This window comes from Pseudomonas auratipiscis (genome assembly GCF_036324085.1).
Classification (GTDB): Bacteria; Pseudomonadota; Gammaproteobacteria; order Pseudomonadales; family Pseudomonadaceae; genus Aquipseudomonas; species Aquipseudomonas auratipiscis.
Genome location: NZ_JAZDCU010000015.1, coordinates 40,634 through 57,162, shown reverse-complemented (window position 1 = coordinate 57,162; position 16,529 = coordinate 40,634). Strand labels below are relative to the sequence as shown.

Sequence of the window (16,529 nt, the reverse complement as noted above, 5' to 3'; positions counted from 1 at the left end):
CGTCATGCAGTTCCCCCCAGCGTCACAGAACGTACCGCAGCAAGTGCAACTGCCCTTGTTCGAAGCATTTCTGGCCCAGCCAGTGCTGCCCGGACTGAAAGCCGCCAAGCCTGCGTCGCACCCTGGCACAGCTCAGGTATTCAGCGAACTGTCCTTCCGTGGCGCTCTGGGTAGCTGCCAGAACCTGCTCGCACCCATGCTGCGCGATTTGAGCGAGTTGAGCGAAGAGCACGACGCTCGCTGGCTAACCTTGATCGCCCCACCGGCCAGCCTGACCCAGGCCTGGCTACGCGAAGCCGGCCTGAATCGCGAGCGCATTCTGCTGCTGCAACCACGCGGCAACCAAAGTGCATTGCAACTGGCTTGTGACGCCCTGCGCCTGGGCCGCAGCCACACCGTGGTCAGCTGGCTGAGCACCGTCAGCAGCAGCGCACGCATGCAATTGAGCAATGCCGCCCGCGCCGGAGATGCACAAAGCCTGAATATCCGCCTTGGCTGATATTCAGGCTCGGTAGTCTGGATATTGTCCGGCTTCCTCAGAACAAGGAAGCCATACCGCTCGATCAGTGCAGAACGCGCGACCCATCGTCTCGTTCGACTTCACCTTCGACCAGCTTGCCAGCCATCTGCACGCCAACACTGAGCATGGCTTTGGCCACCTCCACGTGCTGACCTTGCAAGAAGGCCTTGGCGTCCTCGGAGAAATCCAGGGTCACCAGGGAGCCCTCGTCCTCGGCGCGGCGCAGCTCGATCCGGCCATCAGGCAACTCGACAATTTCTAGAAAGGACGTTGGCATAAAGGGCTGTTCTCCACGAAAGGCCAGTATTGTACCAGCGAGCGCTTAAATCAGCACTCACTCAGGCCCTCACGAAAGCGAACGGTCAAGCCCTTGAGATTTTGCCGCCAACCCTCCAACTCCTCCCGAGATAGCGGCGCTTGCTCAGGCTCATCAAGGCTTACGGCTTGTATCAGAGGCTGGGTGACATCGGTTTTCAGCGCTTTTTTCGCGACCGGCGGTCGAAACAAATCGGCATAAGCGCTCAACAGTTGCGCGAGCCAGGTTTCGCGTTGCTCCGCCAATTCAACCAGCTCGGCCATCTCCGGAATAGCCACCGCTTCCAGCACTTCGCGAGTCAGCAACAACTCCGCACGCGCAGCCGCGGCTTGCGGTAGACGGTAGTAGCCGGCAATTTCATGGCAAAGGCCCAGAAGCGCGCCGTAGAGGTGAAACAACGCAGATTCGCGCTCAGCCTGAATCAACGCTTGAGCGTTCATTGCCCGGCTGTCCTGTGCCTTGCCCATAGCCTCGAGAGCCAGGCCTGCGAAATAAATTTTCTGGTTGGTGCGCGTGTAAAGTTCCTGGGCCATCTGGGTGCCCTCCGAAAGGCTGCAAGGCGATTACTGAATTTACACTAATGCAGCCCCGAAATGCATCGCGGGGCCCTGCCCCGCGATTGGATCAATGGCGATTGATCAGCGCTTGTCTTCGACCTTCCAGGCCTTGCCGTCATAGAACGCACGCCAGCCTGTAGGCTTACCTTCAACCTCGGTCTGCACGTACTGCTCCTTGGTCTTGCGGCTATAGCGAATTACCGCTGGGCGTCCGTCAGGATCTTTCTTTGGCGCATCGCAAAGGAAGTGATACTTCGGATCGATCTCATCCTTATGCGGAATGATCTCGATCACCAGCGGTGCACGGGTCTCACGGTTTTTCGGGAACTGGCTGGCGGCCAGGAACAGTCCCGAAGCACCGTCACGCAGCACGTAAGTGTCATTGACCTTTTCGCACTTGAGCTCCGGCATTTTCACCGCGTCCATCTTCGGCGGCGCCGCTTCACCACTCTTGAGCAGCTTGCGGGTGTTTTTGCATTCAGCGTTGGTGCAGCCGAAGAACTTGCCAAAGCGGCCGGTCTTGAGCTGCATTTCGCTCCCGCACTTGTCGCACTCAAGGCTCGGGCCTTCATAGCCTTTGATGCGGTAGCTACCCTCTTCGATCTCGTAGCCGGTGCAATCAGGGTTGTTACCGCAGATGTGCAGCTTGTGCTTCTCGTCGAGCAGGTATGCGTCCATCGCGGTGGAGCAGATCGGGCAGCGGTGCTTGTTGAGCAATACCCGCGACTCGGACTCACCCTCGTCATCAGCAGCGATCTCATCACCCGGGACCAGGTTGACGGTGGCCTTGCACCGTTCTTTAGGCGGCAGGCTATACCCCGAGCAACCCAAGAACACGCCAGTGGAGGCCGTGCGAATCATCATCGGACGACCGCAATCCTTGCAGGGGATATTGGTCAGCGTCGGCTGATTGGCACGCATGCCCTTCTCAGCATCTTCGGCAAGCTTGAGCTTGTTGCTGAAGTCGCCATAGAACTCATCCAGCACATTCTTCCAGTCGCGCTCACCTTGAGCCACGTCATCGAGGTTTTCTTCCATACCGGCGGTAAAGCCGTAGTCCATCAGGTTCGAGAAGCTTTCGGACAGGCGCTCGGTGACGATGTCGCCCATTTTCTCGGAATAGAACCGACGGTTATGCAGGGTGACGTAGCCACGATCCTGGATGGTCGAGATGATCGCCGCATAGGTGGAAGGACGGCCGATACCCCGCTTTTCCATTTCCTTGACCAGGCTGGCTTCGGAGAAACGCGCAGGTGGCTTGGTGAAGTGCTGGCTTGGATCAAGCTGAATAAGCTTGAGCACTTCACCCTGATTCATCTCAGGCAGTACGTCATCATCGCCCGGCTTGGTCTGCTGTGGCAGCACGCGGGTGTAACCGTCGAACTTGAGAATACGGCCCTTGGCGCGCAGCTCGAAATCGCCAGCCATCACGCTGACGGTAGTCGACAGGTACTGCGCCGGTGGCATTTGGCAAGCCAGGAACTGACGCCAGATCAGCTCGTAGAGGCGCTCGGCATCACGCTCCATCCCCGCGAGTTTGCTCGGGTGGGTGTTGACGTCGGAAGGGCGAATCGCCTCGTGCGCCTCCTGGGCACCCTCTTTGCTGCTGTAGACAATCGGCGCTTCTGGCAGGTACTTCTTGCCGAATTCGCTCTCGATGTAACTACGCGCCATTTCCACCGCGTCGGCCGAAAGGTTGGTCGAGTCGGTACGCATATAGGTGATGTAGCCGGCTTCGTACAGACGCTGGGCCATCATCATGGTCTTCTTCACCCCGAAGCCCAGGCGATTGCTCGCCGCCTGCTGCAGGGTGGAGGTGATGAAAGGAGCAGACGGTTTGCTGCTGGTAGGACGGTCTTCACGCTTGGCGACGCTGTAGCTGGAAGCCTTGAGCTTCTCCAATGCCGCCATAGCCTGGGCTTCGTTGAGCGGTTTGAAAGCCTCGCCCTTCTCGCGCGCAACTTCGAAACGCACCTTGGCATCTTTGGCGGTTCCCAGGTCGGCATGCACTTCCCAGTATTCTTCAGGAATGAAGGCACGGATCTCACGCTCACGCTCGACCACAAGCTTTACCGCGACCGACTGCACGCGACCGGCTGACAGACCACGGGCGATCTTCTGCCACAGCAGTGGCGAAACCATGTAGCCCACTACGCGATCGAGGAAACGACGAGCCTGCTGGGCGTTGACCCGATCGATATCCAGCTCACCCGGCTGCGAGAACGCTTCCTGAATGGCCTTTTTGGTAATTTCGTTGAACACCACGCGCTTGTAGCGGCTGTCGTCACCACCGATGGCTTCGCGCAGGTGCCAGGCAATGGCTTCCCCCTCGCGATCCAAGTCGGTTGCGAGATAGATGGTGTCGGCATCCTTGGCCAGGCGACGCAGCTCTTCGATGACCTTTTCCTTGCCTGGAAGGATCTCGTACTTGGCTTTCCAGCCGTGGTCCGGATCAACCCCCATGCGTGCAACCAGTTGCTTGCGCGCCTTTTCTTTCGGCGACAGAGCCGGAGCCTCGCCCGCTGCGGCCTTGCCACGCTTGGCGGCAGGCTCTTTGCTGGCGCTGGCCGAACCGCTGGTGGGCAGGTCTCGGATATGGCCGATACTCGACTTCACCACGTACTGGCTGCCCAGATACTTGTTGATGGTCTTGGCCTTAGCCGGGGATTCCACAATGACCAGCGATTTGCCCATGGATCGGAAAATTCCTGAATACTGAAAATAAAAACACGGCAGGTACCTGACGCGGCACCGCTATATATAGTGGCAACAGAGTGAGGTCAAGCGCGAGGCGCTAGCCACCCTCGGCATCGGAGCGAGAAAACAGATCCTTTTCAGCCGTGACCAAAGCAAAGCGCGGCACATGCTCGCCGTCAACCTCGACCGACTCCATGAACATGGAAAGTGGCCGAACCCAAAGGCCGAATTCGCCGTACAGAGCTTGGTAGAACACGACCCATTCCTCGGTTTCGGAATGGCGCGCTGTACCGAACACACGATACTCAGGCCCCTTGTAATGCCGGTATACGCCTGGTTGTATCTGCATGTTGCTCACCCTCTTGAAAAAAAAACTGCAAAAAACAAAAACCGGGGCACCAGGCCCCGGTTTCCACCCGCGAAACGCTTAAACGCGTTCGAAGACGGTAGTGATGCCTTGACCCAGGCCGACGCACATGGTCGAAACGCCGAAGGTCCCGCCATTCTGCTTCATGACGTTGAGCAGAGTGCCGGAAATCCGCGCACCAGAGCAACCGAAAGGATGACCCAGAGCGATCGCGCCGCCGTGCAGGTTAACCTTCTCATCCATCTTGTCGAGCACTTTCAGATCTTTCAGTACTGGAAGTGCCTGTGCAGCGAAGGCCTCGTTGAGCTCGAAGAAGTCGATATCAGCGATGCTCAGGCCCGCACGCTTGAGCGCTTTCTTGGTCGCCGGAACCGGGCCGTAGCCCATGATCGCAGGATCGACACCGGCCACGGCCATGGAACGGATAACAGCCAGCGGCTGGATTCCGAGGTCCTGGGCACGCTGGGCCGACATCACGATCATGCAAGAAGCACCGTCGGTGATCTGCGAGGAAGTACCGGCAGTCACAGTACCGCCTTTTGGATTGAATGCCGGCTTCAGTGCCGCCAGACTTTCCAGCGTGGTATCCGGGCGAATGGTTTCATCGTAGTCGAAGACTTTGAGGAAGCCATTTTCGTCATAGCCCTGCATCGGGATGATTTCATCCTTGAACTTGCCTTCGACCGTCGCCTTGTGGGCGAGCTGGTGCGAACGCAGGCCGAACAGGTCCTGCTGCTCACGGGTAATACCGTGCATCTTGCCGAGCATTTCCGCGGTCAGGCCCATCATGCCCGAGGCCTTGGCGGCATACAGCGACATGTGCGGGTTCGGGTCGACACCATGCATCATGCTGACGTGCCCCATGTGCTCGACGCCACCGACGACGAACACGTCACCATTGCCGGTCATGATCGCCTGTGCTGCAGTGTGCAGCGCGCTCATCGACGAACCGCACAGACGACTGACAGTCTGGCCAGCGGCAGTGTGCGGGATCTGGGTCATCAACGAGGCCATGCGGGCGATGTTCCAGCCCTGTTCCAGGGTCTGGTTGACGCAGCCCCAGATCACATCTTCGACCTCGTTCGGATCAACCTTGGTGTTGCGCTCCAGCACCTTGCTGATCAGGTGCGCGGACATGTCCTCGGCGCGGGTGTTGCGGTGCATGCCACCCTTGGAGCGGCCCATTGGTGTGCGACCGAAGTCGACAATCACCACGTCTCTTGGATTCAAGCTCATATTTTCTCTCGCTCTCTATCGTTGGGCGCTTAACCGAAAAAGCTCTGACCGTTCTTGGCCATTTCACGCAGCTTCGCGGTGGGGTGATACAGCGGACCCAGATCGGCGTACTTGTCTGCCAGGGCAACGAATTCTGCTACGCCAATCGAATCGATGTAGCGCAGTGCACCGCCACGGAACGGAGGGAAACCAATGCCGTAGACCAGACCCATGTCGGCTTCGGCAGCTGTTTCGACAATACCGTCTTCCAGGCAACGAACCGTTTCCAGGCACAGCGGGATCATCATCCAGTTGATGATGTCTTCGTCGGTGACTTCACGCTGCTCGTAAACGATTGGCTTGAGTACTTCGAGTACAGCCGCATCGGCAACTTTCTTCGGCTTGCCGCGCTTGTCGGTTTCGTAGGCGTAGAAACCTTTGCCATTCTTCTGGCCCAGGCGGTTGGCTTCGTAGAGCGCATCGATCGCTGAGCGACGGTCGTCCTTCATGCGGTCCGGGAAACCTTCGGCCATGACGTCACGACCGTGGTGGCCGGTGTCGATGCCAACTACGTCCATCAGGTAGGCCGGGCCCATCGGCCAGCCGAATTTTTCCATGATCTTGTCGATGCGTACGAAATCGACACCGGCGCTGACCAGGCGGGCGAAACCACCGAAGTACGGGAACAGCACGCGGTTGACCAAGAAGCCCGGGCAGTCATTGACCACGATTGGGTTCTTACCCATTTTCTTGGCGTAGGCGACGGTGGTGGCAACCGCCACGTCGCTGGACTTCTCGCCGCGAATAACCTCAACCAGCGGCATCATGTGCACCGGGTTGAAGAAGTGCATGCCGACAAAGTTCTCTGGACGCTTGAGCGCCTTGGCCAGCAGGTTGATGGAGATGGTCGAGGTGTTGGACGCCAGGATGGCATCTTCCTTCACCTGGCCTTCCACTTCAGCCAATACTGCTTGCTTGACCTTCGGGTTCTCGACCACGGCCTCGACGACGATGTCGACGTTGGCGAAATCGCCATACGACAGGGTCGGACGGATCGCATTGAGCGCTTCGGCCATTTTCGCTGGGGTCAGACGGCCTTTTTCAACGCGTTTGCCGAGCAGCTTGGACGCTTCGTTCAAGCCCAACTGGATGGCAGCCTCGTTGATATCCTTCATCAGGATCGGCGTGCCTTTGACCGCGGACTGGTAGGCAATGCCGCCACCCATGATGCCGGCGCCGAGTACGGCGGCCTGCTTCACGTCGTGAGCGATTTCGTCATGAGCCTTGGCCTTGCGCTTGAGCTCCTGGTCGTTGAGGAACAGGCCGATCAGGCTTTCTGCAACCGAGGTCTTGGCCAGTTTGGCAAAACCTGCAGCTTCAACTTCCAGCGCTTTGTCACGCCCGAAGTTGGCCGCCTTCTGGATGCTCTTGATCGCTTCGACCGGCGCCGGGTAGTTCGGCCCAGCCTGGCCAGCAACGAAACCTTTGGCGGTTTCGAAAGACATCATCTGCTCAATGGCGTTGAGCTTGATTTTTTCAAGCTTTGGCTGACGCTTGGCCTTGTAATCGAACTCGCCACTGATGGCGCGCTTGATCAGGTCGAGGGCCGCAGCCTGCAGCAGCTCGGGCGCAACCACGGCATCGACGGCGCCGACCTTCAGGGCGTCTTCAGCACGGTTTTCCTTGCCAGCGGCAATCCACTCGATAGCGTTGTCGGCACCGATAATGCGCGGCAGGCGAACAGTACCGCCAAAACCTGGGTAGATACCCAGTTTGACTTCCGGCAAGCCGATTTTGGCGTTGCTGGACATTACGCGGTAGTCGGCTGCCAGGCACATTTCCAGACCGCCACCCAGGGCAATGCCATTGATGGCCACAACGGTCGGGACGGCCAGGTCTTCGAAGTCGCTGAAAATGCGGTTTGCTTCCAGGTTGCCGGCGACCAGTTCGGCCTCGGGCAGCTTGAAGTTATCGACAAACTCGGTGATATCCGCGCCGACGATGAAAACGTCCTTGCCACTGCTGACAATGACGCCCTTGATCGATGCATCGGCCTTGATGGTGTCTACGGCCTGACGCAATTCGTTCAGGGTTAGACGGTTGAACTTGTTGACGGACTCACCCTTGAGGTCGAACTTCAGTTCGACGATGCCGCTTTCAAGAGCCTTAACCGTGATGGCTTTACCTTCGTAAATCATCAACTGATCTCCACGATATGGAAGCTGAACTGTACACGCCAATCGCTGGTGAAAGACTCGGCGGGCCGTTGGCCGGTGTTTGCCGAATCCTTGCGCCAGGCACACCCGTCAGCGCGATAGTCGGGATTCTGTAAGAGCCTTCTGACAATACAAACGCTCAATTCATACGCCCGTTTGATTTGGGTATGCACACATTCAACGAAAAGAACGCCGTTGTCAAATACCCAAAAGCGGCGTGAAAACGCGACTTTGCGGTCATTTTTCTTTCGGCGCATGCAAACACCGACCTCGGTGATCGAGCCGTATTCATACCAGCGATAGTGGTCAAAGGCTTACACGCACAAACGCGCTGTCCACGCATTCGGGTGCAATCAACAAGCACAGAGAAAAAGCAGAAAGCGGCAAGCCCGCTACACTAGGTGGGAATCAACACTTACAACCGGCCTGCCTGGCCCGCCCGCCCGATGCGTACATCGGGCTTTTTATTGAGCGCGGTCAGGCGAGCGCTTTCAATACTGCAGCAATATCCTGCAATACAGCCGTTTCGCCGTGCTCTCCCCAGTACAGGGAAATCATTTGCGGGCCGGCTTCGACCTTGTAGACGTTGTCAGGCAGGCGGGAAAAATGCTCATTCAGCACAGCATCAGCGCACGGCTCTCGCCATTGATTGAGCCAGGTACCGGGCGCAGTTTGCCAGTAGCTCCAACTGTCTACCCTGCCCTGACGGCGCGGCCGTACGTACTGCGCACAGGGGCTAGGCGGTTCCTTGGGCAGCCAGTGCGGCCACTGTTGCGCCGTCAATTGCATATTCAATCCCATGCGCCGGGCCTCCATGCGCAGCGCCATCCGGCCGCTCTGATTGCGCGAAGGACGCAGCCAGGCCAATGGACTCAAAATCAGCGCAAGGATTGACACCACCACCCAGACCGTCATATCTGTTGTTCCCATAAAGCTTTGCAAATGAGCTGGTTAGCCGAGGTTCTAAGCGATCAGCCTGAAACCGACCATACTTGAACTATTGCGATTGTCAGGAGAGCCTCTCATGCCCTACGAACACATACTGGTTGCCGTCGATCTGACCGAAGAATGTGACCCGGTCATCAAGCGCGCCATGAAACTCGCCGAGCCGACAGGTGCCAAGGTCTCTCTGGTGCATATCGTGGAACCAATGGCCATGGCCTTTGGTGGCGATGTACCGATGGACCTGTCACAACTGCAACAACAACAGTTCGACCAGGCCAAAGAGCGCATGGACCGCCTGTTCAACAAGTATCCGGACATCAATCGCGGCGACTCGCACCTGACTTATGGCCAACCTCGCCAGGAAATCCATCAACTGGCCAAAGACCAGAATTGCGACCTGATCGTGGTGGGCAGCCATGGCCGTCACGGCCTGGCGCTGCTGCTCGGTTCCACTGCCAACGACGTACTGCACGGCGCACCTTGCGATGTGCTCGCGGTGCGCCTGCTGAAAACCTCGTAACGCGGAAAGCCTGGCGCAGGCTGCGCCAGGCCCTCCTTCTTAGCTGTCGAGCTCTGCCCAGCGTTCTACCAACACATCCAGTTCTGCCTGTAACTGCTCCAATTGGGCCAGCACCGCAGTGGTCTGATCGATTGGACGCTGATAGAAGGCCGGGCTGGAAATCTCTTCCTGCACGGCTGCCATCTTCTGCTCCAGCGCGTCGATCTGGCCAGGCAAGGCCTCGAGCTCGCGCTGCAGTTTGTAGCTGAGCTTCTTTTTCGGTGCTTCGGCAGCGGCGGCTGGTGCCGGCTCCGGTGCCACCGCTTCAACCACCGCAGTATTGAGCTCCGATTTGCCCGACTTGCTTTCGCTGACACCCAGTAACTTCGGCGAACCGCCTTGGCGAATCCAGTCCTGATAGCCGCCGACGTATTCGCGCACCTTGCCCTCACCTTCGAAGACCAGCGTGCTGGTGACCACGTTATCGAGGAAGGCCCGGTCGTGGCTGACCATCAGCACGGTGCCCTTGAATGCCGACAACACTTCTTCGAGCAATTCGAGGGTTTCTACGTCCAGGTCGTTGGTCGGTTCGTCGAGCACCAGCAAGTTGGCTGGCTTACTGAACAACTTGGCCAGCAGCAAGCGCGCGCGCTCGCCACCAGAAAGCGCCTTGACCGGGGTACGGGCACGCTGTGGGCTGAACAGGAAATCGCCGAGATAACTCAGGACGTGACGGTTCTGGCCATCGATTTCGATAAAATCGCGACCTTCGGACAGGTTGTCGATGACAGTCTTTTCCAGGTCCAGTTGATGGCGCAACTGATCGAAATAAGCCACCTCAAGACGGGTGCCGGACTCAACCGTGCCGCTGGTAGGCTCAAGATCGCCGAGCATCAGCTTGAGCAAGGTGGTTTTACCGGTACCGTTGGCGCCGAGCAGACCGATCCGGTCTTCACGCTGCAAGACCATGGAGAAGTCCTTGACCAGTTGCGGACCACCTGGGTGGGCGAAGCTGACGTTCTCCAGCACCATGACCTGCTTACCGGACTTTTCCGCAACATCGAGCAGAATATTCGCCTTGCCCGTACGCTCACGACGTTCGCTGCGCTCTACACGCAATGCCTTCAGGGCACGAACGCGCCCCTCGTTACGGGTGCGACGAGCCTTGATGCCCTGGCGAATCCACACTTCTTCCTGAGCGAGCTTCTTGTCGAACAGGGCGTTGGCCGTTTCTTCAGCGGCCAGTGCAGCTTCTTTGTGCACCAGGAAGCTGGCGTAGTCGCCGTTCCAATCAATCAAGCCACCGCGATCCAGTTCAAGAATGCGCGTAGCCAGGTTCTGCAGGAAAGAACGGTCGTGGGTAATGAACAGTACGGCGCCACCAAAGCCACTCAGTGCTTCTTCAAGCCAGGCAATTGCGCCGATGTCCAGGTGGTTGGTTGGTTCGTCGAGCAGCAGCAGATCTGGCTCGGACACCAGGGCCTGGGCCAGCAGCACGCGACGACGCCAGCCGCCGGACAGCTCGGCCAGCGTTTTGTCGGCCGGCAGTTGCAAGCGGCTCAGGGTACTGTCCACCAACTGCTGCAAGCGCCAGCCATCACGCGCTTCCAGATCGTGCTGGACGTGCATGAGCTTTTCCAGATCGGCATCGCTGTGGATGTTCTGGCTCAGGTGGTGGTACTCAGCGAGCAATGCACCAACACCGTCGAGGCCTTCGGCCACTACGTCGAATACCGTACGGCCGTCTGCCAGCGGCAGCTCTTGCGGCAACTCGCCAATCTTGAGGCCAGGGGCACGCCAGACATCGCCGTCGTCAGGCTTCTGATCGCCCTTGACCAGGCGCAGCATGCTCGACTTGCCAGTGCCGTTGCGGCCGATAATGCACACCCGCTCACCACGGGCGATCTGCCACGACACCTTGTCCAACAACGGCATGGCGCCGAACGCAAGGGACACATCGCTTAATTTGAGCAGGGTCATGATCTTCTCCAAAAACCGGGCGCGTATTCTACCCGACTTGGGCCTGGTTCACATTAAGCAGGCACGTGCGCTTACAGATCCGACGACAGACCGCCTGATTACAACTCGATACAAGCACAATGCTTTCATCCGCCCACGGCAAACGGCTAAGCTTAGGCAACGTAACCCCAACAGTGCTGGCTTCGCCGTCACTTTTCATGGTCAAACTGCCCGGAAGTCTCATGCGCAGCCGCCTGTTAAATCTAGTTTCCTGCCTGCTCCTCTCGGCCTCCGCGGCCAGCGTCGCCCAGGCCACCGACATCACTGTGCAGCGCCAGTATTACGACGAGGCCAAGCGCGCCCTGGCCAAAGGCGACAAAGGGCCGTACCTGCGCTACGCCCAGGCCCTGAGCGATTACCCGCTGACGCCCTACTTGGCCTACGACGAGCTGACCGCGCGGCTGAAATCCGCCAGTAACGCCGAGATTGAAAAATTCCTCGCCGCCCATGGCGACCTGCCCCAGGCCAACTGGATGAAACTGCGCTGGTTGCGCTGGCTGGCTGAGCGTGGCGAATGGGAAACCTTCAGCCGTTACTATGACCCGAAACTCAATTTCACCGAACTCGACTGTCTCAATGGCCAGCGCCAATTGATCCAGGGCCAGCGCGCCGAGGGCTACGCCAGCGCAGAAAAACTCTGGCTGGTGGGCAAATCCCAGCCTGCCGCCTGCGATGCCCTGTTCGAGCGCTGGGCAGCCGAAGGCCAGCTCAGTGAGCAAAAACGCTGGGAGCGCACCAAGCTTGCAGCCCAGGCCCGCAACTATGCGCTGGCCAACAGCCTGACCAAGACCCTCCCTACCCTGGCACCGCAAGGCCGCCTGCTGGTTGAGGTGGCACAGAAACCACAACTGCTGAACCAACCGGGTCGCTTCGTACCTGTCAACGAGGCCATGTCGGATGTGGTCAGCCTTGGCTTGCGTCGCCTGGCCCGCCAGGACCCACAGCGCGCCATGAGCCTGCTGGATGACTACGCCAGCCGCATGCACTTCTCGCGCGACGAAAAAGTCGCCATCGCCCGGGAAATCGGTTTGACCCTGGCCCGACGCTACGACCCGCGGGCCCTGGACTTGATGACCCGCTACGACCCCGAGTTGCGCGACAACACCGTCACCGAGTGGCGCCTGCGCCTGCTGTTGCGCCTGGGACGCTGGGAAGATGCCTATGAGCTGACCAAGCGCCTGCCGCAGGATCTTGCCTCGAGCAACCGCTGGCGCTATTGGCAAGCGCGCAGCCTTGAACTGGCGCAGCCACAGAACACGCAGATTCCCATGCTGTACAAAACCGTTGCCCGGGAGCGTGATTTCTATGGCTTCCTGGCTGCCGATCGGGCGAAAACCCCTTACCAGCTCAACAACAAACCCTTGGTGCTGAGCAAGGCCTTGATGAACAAGGTTCGCAACACTCCGGGCATCCGTCGCGCCCTGGAGTTTCATGCACGCGGCCAGATCGTTGATGGTCGACGTGAGTGGTACCACGTCAGTCGCCACTTCAATCGCGACGAAATGGTGGCTCAAGCGCGCCTGGCCTACGACATGCGCTGGTACTTCCCGGCGATTCGCACTATCAGCCAGGCTCAGTACTGGGATGACCTGGACATCCGCTTCCCAATGGCCCACCGCGACACACTGGTACGTGAAGCCAAGGTGCGTGGCCTGCATTCAAGTTGGGTATTCGCCATCACTCGCCAGGAAAGTGCATTCATGGAGGACGCCCGCTCCAGCGTGGGCGCCAGTGGCCTGATGCAATTGATGCCCGCTACCGCCAAGGAAACCGCGCGCAAGTTCAGCATCCCACTGGCTTCGCCGGCCCAGGTGTTCAATCCGGACAAAAACATCCAGCTTGGCGCGGCGTACCTGAGTCAAGTGCACAGTCAATTCAACGGTAACCGGGTCCTGGCTTCAGCCGCCTACAACGCGGGACCAGGTCGGGTACGGCAATGGCTGCGTGGCGCCGATCACCTGAGCTTTGATGTGTGGGTGGAATCGATTCCGTTCGATGAGACTCGCCAATACGTGCAGAACGTTCTGTCCTACTCGGTCATCTATGGCCAGAAGCTCAATTCGCCACAGCCGCTGGTGGATTGGCATGAGCGGTATTTCGACGATCAGTAAACGCGGCCCTTACACAGCGCGCTGCCTTGTATAACGCCGGCCTGACAACTGGCGTTATACAAAGCCCCCTCTTGCGACGGCTATTCCAGAACCGTCACCGGCATCCCCACCTCAAGCGTACCGCTACCATCGGCCACCAGGTTCTGGCCGAACAGCACATCCCCTTCTTTTTGCCGATAGGTCTTGAGTGTCGTCAGGGGTTCGCGGTCGGCGCTGCGCTCGCCTGTCTGCGGGTCAATGGTGGTCATGATGCAGCGCTCACAGGGCTTGAGCACGCGAAACTCCATGTCACCAATACGGATGCGCTTCCAGCCATCCTCGGCAAAGGCCTGCGCCCCCTCAACGACCAGGTTGGGACGAAAACGCGACATTTCCAGCGGACGGCCGACCTTCTGGATCAGATCATCCAGTGATGATTGGCCGATAAGCAGCAAGGGAAAGCCATCGGCAAAAGCCACTCGGTCGCTGTTGTCACCATAACCGCCAGGCAAAAAACGAGCGCGCTCTTCAGGTACATGGACCAGACGGATGTCCTTGCCAATGAATTCGCTCAGCCATTGTGCTGCCTCGTCCCCGGCATCCGGCACACGGAAGGTGTCTCGCCAGATCGTTACGCCGCGCAGGTCGCTGTCAGCCTGCGGCACCGGCACGGACAGCGCTGATCGTCCGGGCGCCTCAAGAGTGAGATCGCCATCAACGCTGTACAGGGCTGTTAACTGACTCATCTGCGGATACGCGCGCTGCGTCAGGAATCGCCCATTGTCACGCTCTACAAGCATCCAGCGACGATCACCACTCAATCCCAACAGGCCCAGCGAAGAAGATTGCAGCGCCTGGCCGCGCGCGGACTTAAGTGGATAACGGTAAAGCGCACTCAATTGCATCGACGACCTTCCTTCTGCCGGTTCAAAGCCGTAGCTTATACCGACTCAGGCCGTGGCTTCATCCAGCATCAGGCGCTGACGCACCACATCGACCAATTTATCGGGCTGGAACTTGGACAGGAAGTTGTCGCAGCCGACCTTCTTCACCATCGATTCGTTGAAGCTACCTGAGAGCGAGGTATGCAACACCACATGAAGCGGACGCAAGCGGGCGTCGTTACGAATCTCGGTGGTCAGGCGGTAGCCGTCCATTTCTGGCATCTCGGCATCGGTGAAAATCATCAACAGCTTTTCACAGACGTCCTCTCCTGCATCCGCCCAACCCTTGAGCATGCGCAACGCTTTCAGGCCATCAGTGGCAACGTGCATTTTCACTCCCAACTGCGACAACGTATCGCGCAACTGCGCCAGCGCTACCGTGGAGTCATCCACCAATAGCACCTCACGACCTCGGGCTCGAGCCAGCACGGGGTCCTGGAGTTTGTCGCGTGAAACCTTGGCACTGTAGGGCACGATTTCAGCCAGCACTTTTTCCACGTCGATGATTTCCACCAACTGCTCATCAACCTTGCTGATGGCCGTCAGGTAATGCTGGCGACCGGCGCTGCTGGGTGGCGGCATGATCGCCTCCCAGTTCATGTTGACGATTCGGTCGACCCCACCTACTAAAAATGCCTGAACCGAACGGTTGTATTCGGTGACGATAATTGTGCTGCCCGGCCCCGGCTCCAACGGTCGCATGCCGATGGCCTGAGACAGGTCGATAACCGGTAGCGTCTGTCCGCGCAGATTGACCACGCCACAAACATAGGCGTGGCGTTGGGGCATCAAGGTCAGCTTAGGCATTTGCAGCACTTCCTGAACCTTGAACACGTTGATCGCAAACAACTGCCGGCCAGCCAGGCGGAACATCAGAATTTCCAGGCGGTTCTCACCTACCAACTGCGTTCTTTGGTCTACAGTGTCGAGAATGCCAGCCATTACAGAACCCCCAGGCTTGTTTCAATAAATGAATCCAATGGCTCTGTATCGGCCAGATAGGACTCAGCTTGACCCCTTGGCGAAAATGCTTCGCCAACCATTGATGTCACTTTAACATCATGCTTTACTGCTGAACGCCCCTCTCGTCGCCAACCTTCGCAAAAGGTCGCAAACGAATCACACCATCAGGGATTCCCCTAGTAGCAATCGGGCGAGACCTGATGTTCGCGATATCCAATAGCCATTAATGTGACGCCATTCTCATTGCATGAACGGAGTCAGGCTTTTGTCAGCGATCGCCTCATTGTGGCCAGCCCCTGCTCCAGCCCTTTGCGCTGGAGCCAAATGATGGCCAACGAATCACTGAACAGCGGCGCGCTCCAGGAGTTCCTGGTGGATGCCCAAGTGCTGCTGACCCAAGCCCAGGAGTGCTTGCAGCATCTGGAACTGATCGACAACGATCCGGATGCCTGTCATTGCCTGAACGATACTCTGGCCTCACTGGTCAATCGCGCCCAGCGCCTGGGGTTGGTCGAAGTGGCCAGCTACTGCAGACAGCTGCAGCATTTGCTGGAAACCGCCCAGAACCCAGCGCAACTACCAGGAACCGCACTACCCGCCCTGACCGAGTGCCTGACCTTGCTGGCCTGGCAATTGGAGTTGGTGGATCCTCGTACCGGCCGCCTGGGCCTGGATATCGATGAGCAAGTCCTATTGCTGGATAACCTCGCCGCCGCACTGAACCCAGTGCTGGCCTGCGAATCCTGCAGCGCCAGCCAAGCCCCTTGCGACCATCCGTCGCACCTGCTTCATCCGACAATTAGGCATCCAAGTACGGACAACTAAACAGCATGACAGCCCCTGGCCAGTCGACGCGCCCGGAGAGCATATTAGCTTTGAACTTTACGCACAGACCGACCCATTGCCGCCGCCACTTTGACAAGTATGACTTTAGTTCTACGGGGCAAAATTTTCGGCTAATAAAGTAGTGGCCAAATGCTAGGATCAAGCCCCTGAGAAATCCGGGCATCAGCCCGTAAAACCTGACGATTGTGACAGTCCCGAGAGTTCGCGACCATTTACACTTGAAGTGATACCATGCGCGCCAAAGACGACCAGATACCCCCAGGTCGGACACGCCTTAGATGACTAAGTCACTTGGCGCAAGTATTTATCCAGGCCGTTTGCTGCCGACATTCAAC

15 protein-coding genes are annotated in these 16,529 nt (G+C 58.3%); 4 read left to right on the top strand and 11 right to left on the bottom strand.

What is annotated here, in order from left to right; genetic code table 11:
* Positions 1–4: 4 nt before the first annotated feature.
* A complete protein-coding gene (gene sulA, locus V0R60_RS19540; RefSeq protein WP_136475314.1) occupies positions 5–499 on the top strand; it encodes an SOS-induced cell division inhibitor SulA in 495 nt (164 codons plus the stop codon).
* A gap of 64 nt (positions 500–563) precedes the next feature.
* Here sulA and V0R60_RS19535 read toward each other — a convergent pair whose 3' ends face one another.
* From V0R60_RS19535 to V0R60_RS19500, 8 genes are all read right to left on the bottom strand, one after another.
* Positions 564–797, bottom strand: a complete 234-nt coding sequence (locus tag V0R60_RS19535) for a hypothetical protein (RefSeq protein ID WP_136475313.1) — start codon at positions 795–797, stop codon at positions 564–566.
* 50 nt (positions 798–847) lie between these two features.
* Positions 848–1,369 carry a DUF6586 family protein gene (locus V0R60_RS19530; RefSeq protein ID WP_330080507.1) on the bottom strand — a complete coding sequence of 174 codons (522 nt, stop codon included), beginning with the start codon at positions 1,367–1,369 and terminating at the stop codon, positions 848–850.
* A 105-nt stretch (positions 1,370–1,474) separates the two neighbouring features.
* Positions 1,475–4,087: a type I DNA topoisomerase gene (gene topA / locus V0R60_RS19525; protein WP_136475311.1), complete on the bottom strand. Its 2,613-nt coding sequence runs from the start codon at positions 4,085–4,087 to the stop codon at positions 1,475–1,477.
* A 100-nt stretch (positions 4,088–4,187) separates the two neighbouring features.
* Positions 4,188–4,439, bottom strand: coding sequence for a DUF1653 domain-containing protein (locus V0R60_RS19520; protein ID WP_136475310.1), 252 nt, complete (start codon positions 4,437–4,439; stop codon positions 4,188–4,190).
* A gap of 78 nt (positions 4,440–4,517) precedes the next feature.
* A complete protein-coding gene (gene fadA / locus V0R60_RS19515; protein ID WP_136475309.1) occupies positions 4,518–5,693 on the bottom strand; it encodes an acetyl-CoA C-acyltransferase FadA in 1,176 nt (391 codons plus the stop codon).
* A gap of 29 nt (positions 5,694–5,722) precedes the next feature.
* The gene (gene fadB / locus V0R60_RS19510; protein ID WP_203543130.1) at positions 5,723–7,870 is read right to left on the bottom strand and encodes a fatty acid oxidation complex subunit alpha FadB; all 2,148 of its coding nucleotides are present in this window, start codon (positions 7,868–7,870) and stop codon (positions 5,723–5,725) included.
* Positions 7,870–8,145 carry a hypothetical protein gene (locus V0R60_RS19505; protein ID WP_203476728.1) on the bottom strand — a complete coding sequence of 92 codons (276 nt, stop codon included), beginning with the start codon at positions 8,143–8,145 and terminating at the stop codon, positions 7,870–7,872. The genes fadB and V0R60_RS19505 overlap by 1 nt, the downstream gene beginning before the upstream one ends.
* A gap of 220 nt (positions 8,146–8,365) precedes the next feature.
* The gene (locus V0R60_RS19500) at positions 8,366–8,803 is read right to left on the bottom strand and encodes a hypothetical protein (protein ID WP_330080506.1); all 438 of its coding nucleotides are present in this window, start codon (positions 8,801–8,803) and stop codon (positions 8,366–8,368) included.
* A 109-nt stretch (positions 8,804–8,912) separates the two neighbouring features.
* Here V0R60_RS19500 and V0R60_RS19495 point away from each other — a divergent pair, with 109 nt between their 5' ends.
* Complete coding sequence (locus tag V0R60_RS19495; protein WP_136475306.1) at positions 8,913–9,353, top strand: universal stress protein; 441 nt, start codon at positions 8,913–8,915, stop codon at positions 9,351–9,353.
* Between the two features lie 39 nt (positions 9,354–9,392).
* Here V0R60_RS19495 and V0R60_RS19490 read toward each other — a convergent pair whose 3' ends face one another.
* On the bottom strand, positions 9,393–11,312 hold the full coding sequence (locus V0R60_RS19490) for an ATP-binding cassette domain-containing protein (RefSeq protein WP_136475305.1): 1,920 nt from the start codon (positions 11,310–11,312) through the stop codon (positions 9,393–9,395).
* A gap of 221 nt (positions 11,313–11,533) precedes the next feature.
* Between V0R60_RS19490 and V0R60_RS19485 the strand changes: the two genes are divergently transcribed.
* Positions 11,534–13,462 carry a transglycosylase SLT domain-containing protein gene (locus tag V0R60_RS19485; protein ID WP_330080505.1) on the top strand — a complete coding sequence of 643 codons (1,929 nt, stop codon included), beginning with the start codon at positions 11,534–11,536 and terminating at the stop codon, positions 13,460–13,462.
* A gap of 80 nt (positions 13,463–13,542) precedes the next feature.
* Here the strand turns inward: V0R60_RS19485 and V0R60_RS19480 are convergent, their stop codons facing one another.
* Both V0R60_RS19480 and V0R60_RS19475 read right to left on the bottom strand, forming a co-directional pair.
* Positions 13,543–14,346 (bottom strand): MOSC domain-containing protein, encoded by an 804-nt coding sequence (locus V0R60_RS19480; protein ID WP_136475303.1) that lies wholly within the window; start codon positions 14,344–14,346, stop codon positions 13,543–13,545.
* Positions 14,347–14,391: 45 nt separating this feature from the next.
* Positions 14,392–15,327, bottom strand: a complete 936-nt coding sequence (locus V0R60_RS19475; RefSeq protein ID WP_136475302.1) for a chemotaxis protein CheV — start codon at positions 15,325–15,327, stop codon at positions 14,392–14,394.
* A 348-nt stretch (positions 15,328–15,675) separates the two neighbouring features.
* On the opposite strand from V0R60_RS19475, the gene V0R60_RS19470 reads away from it, so the two are divergent.
* Positions 15,676–16,173 (top strand): histidine kinase, encoded by a 498-nt coding sequence (locus V0R60_RS19470; protein ID WP_330080504.1) that lies wholly within the window; start codon positions 15,676–15,678, stop codon positions 16,171–16,173.
* Positions 16,174–16,529: the final 356 nt, after the last annotated feature.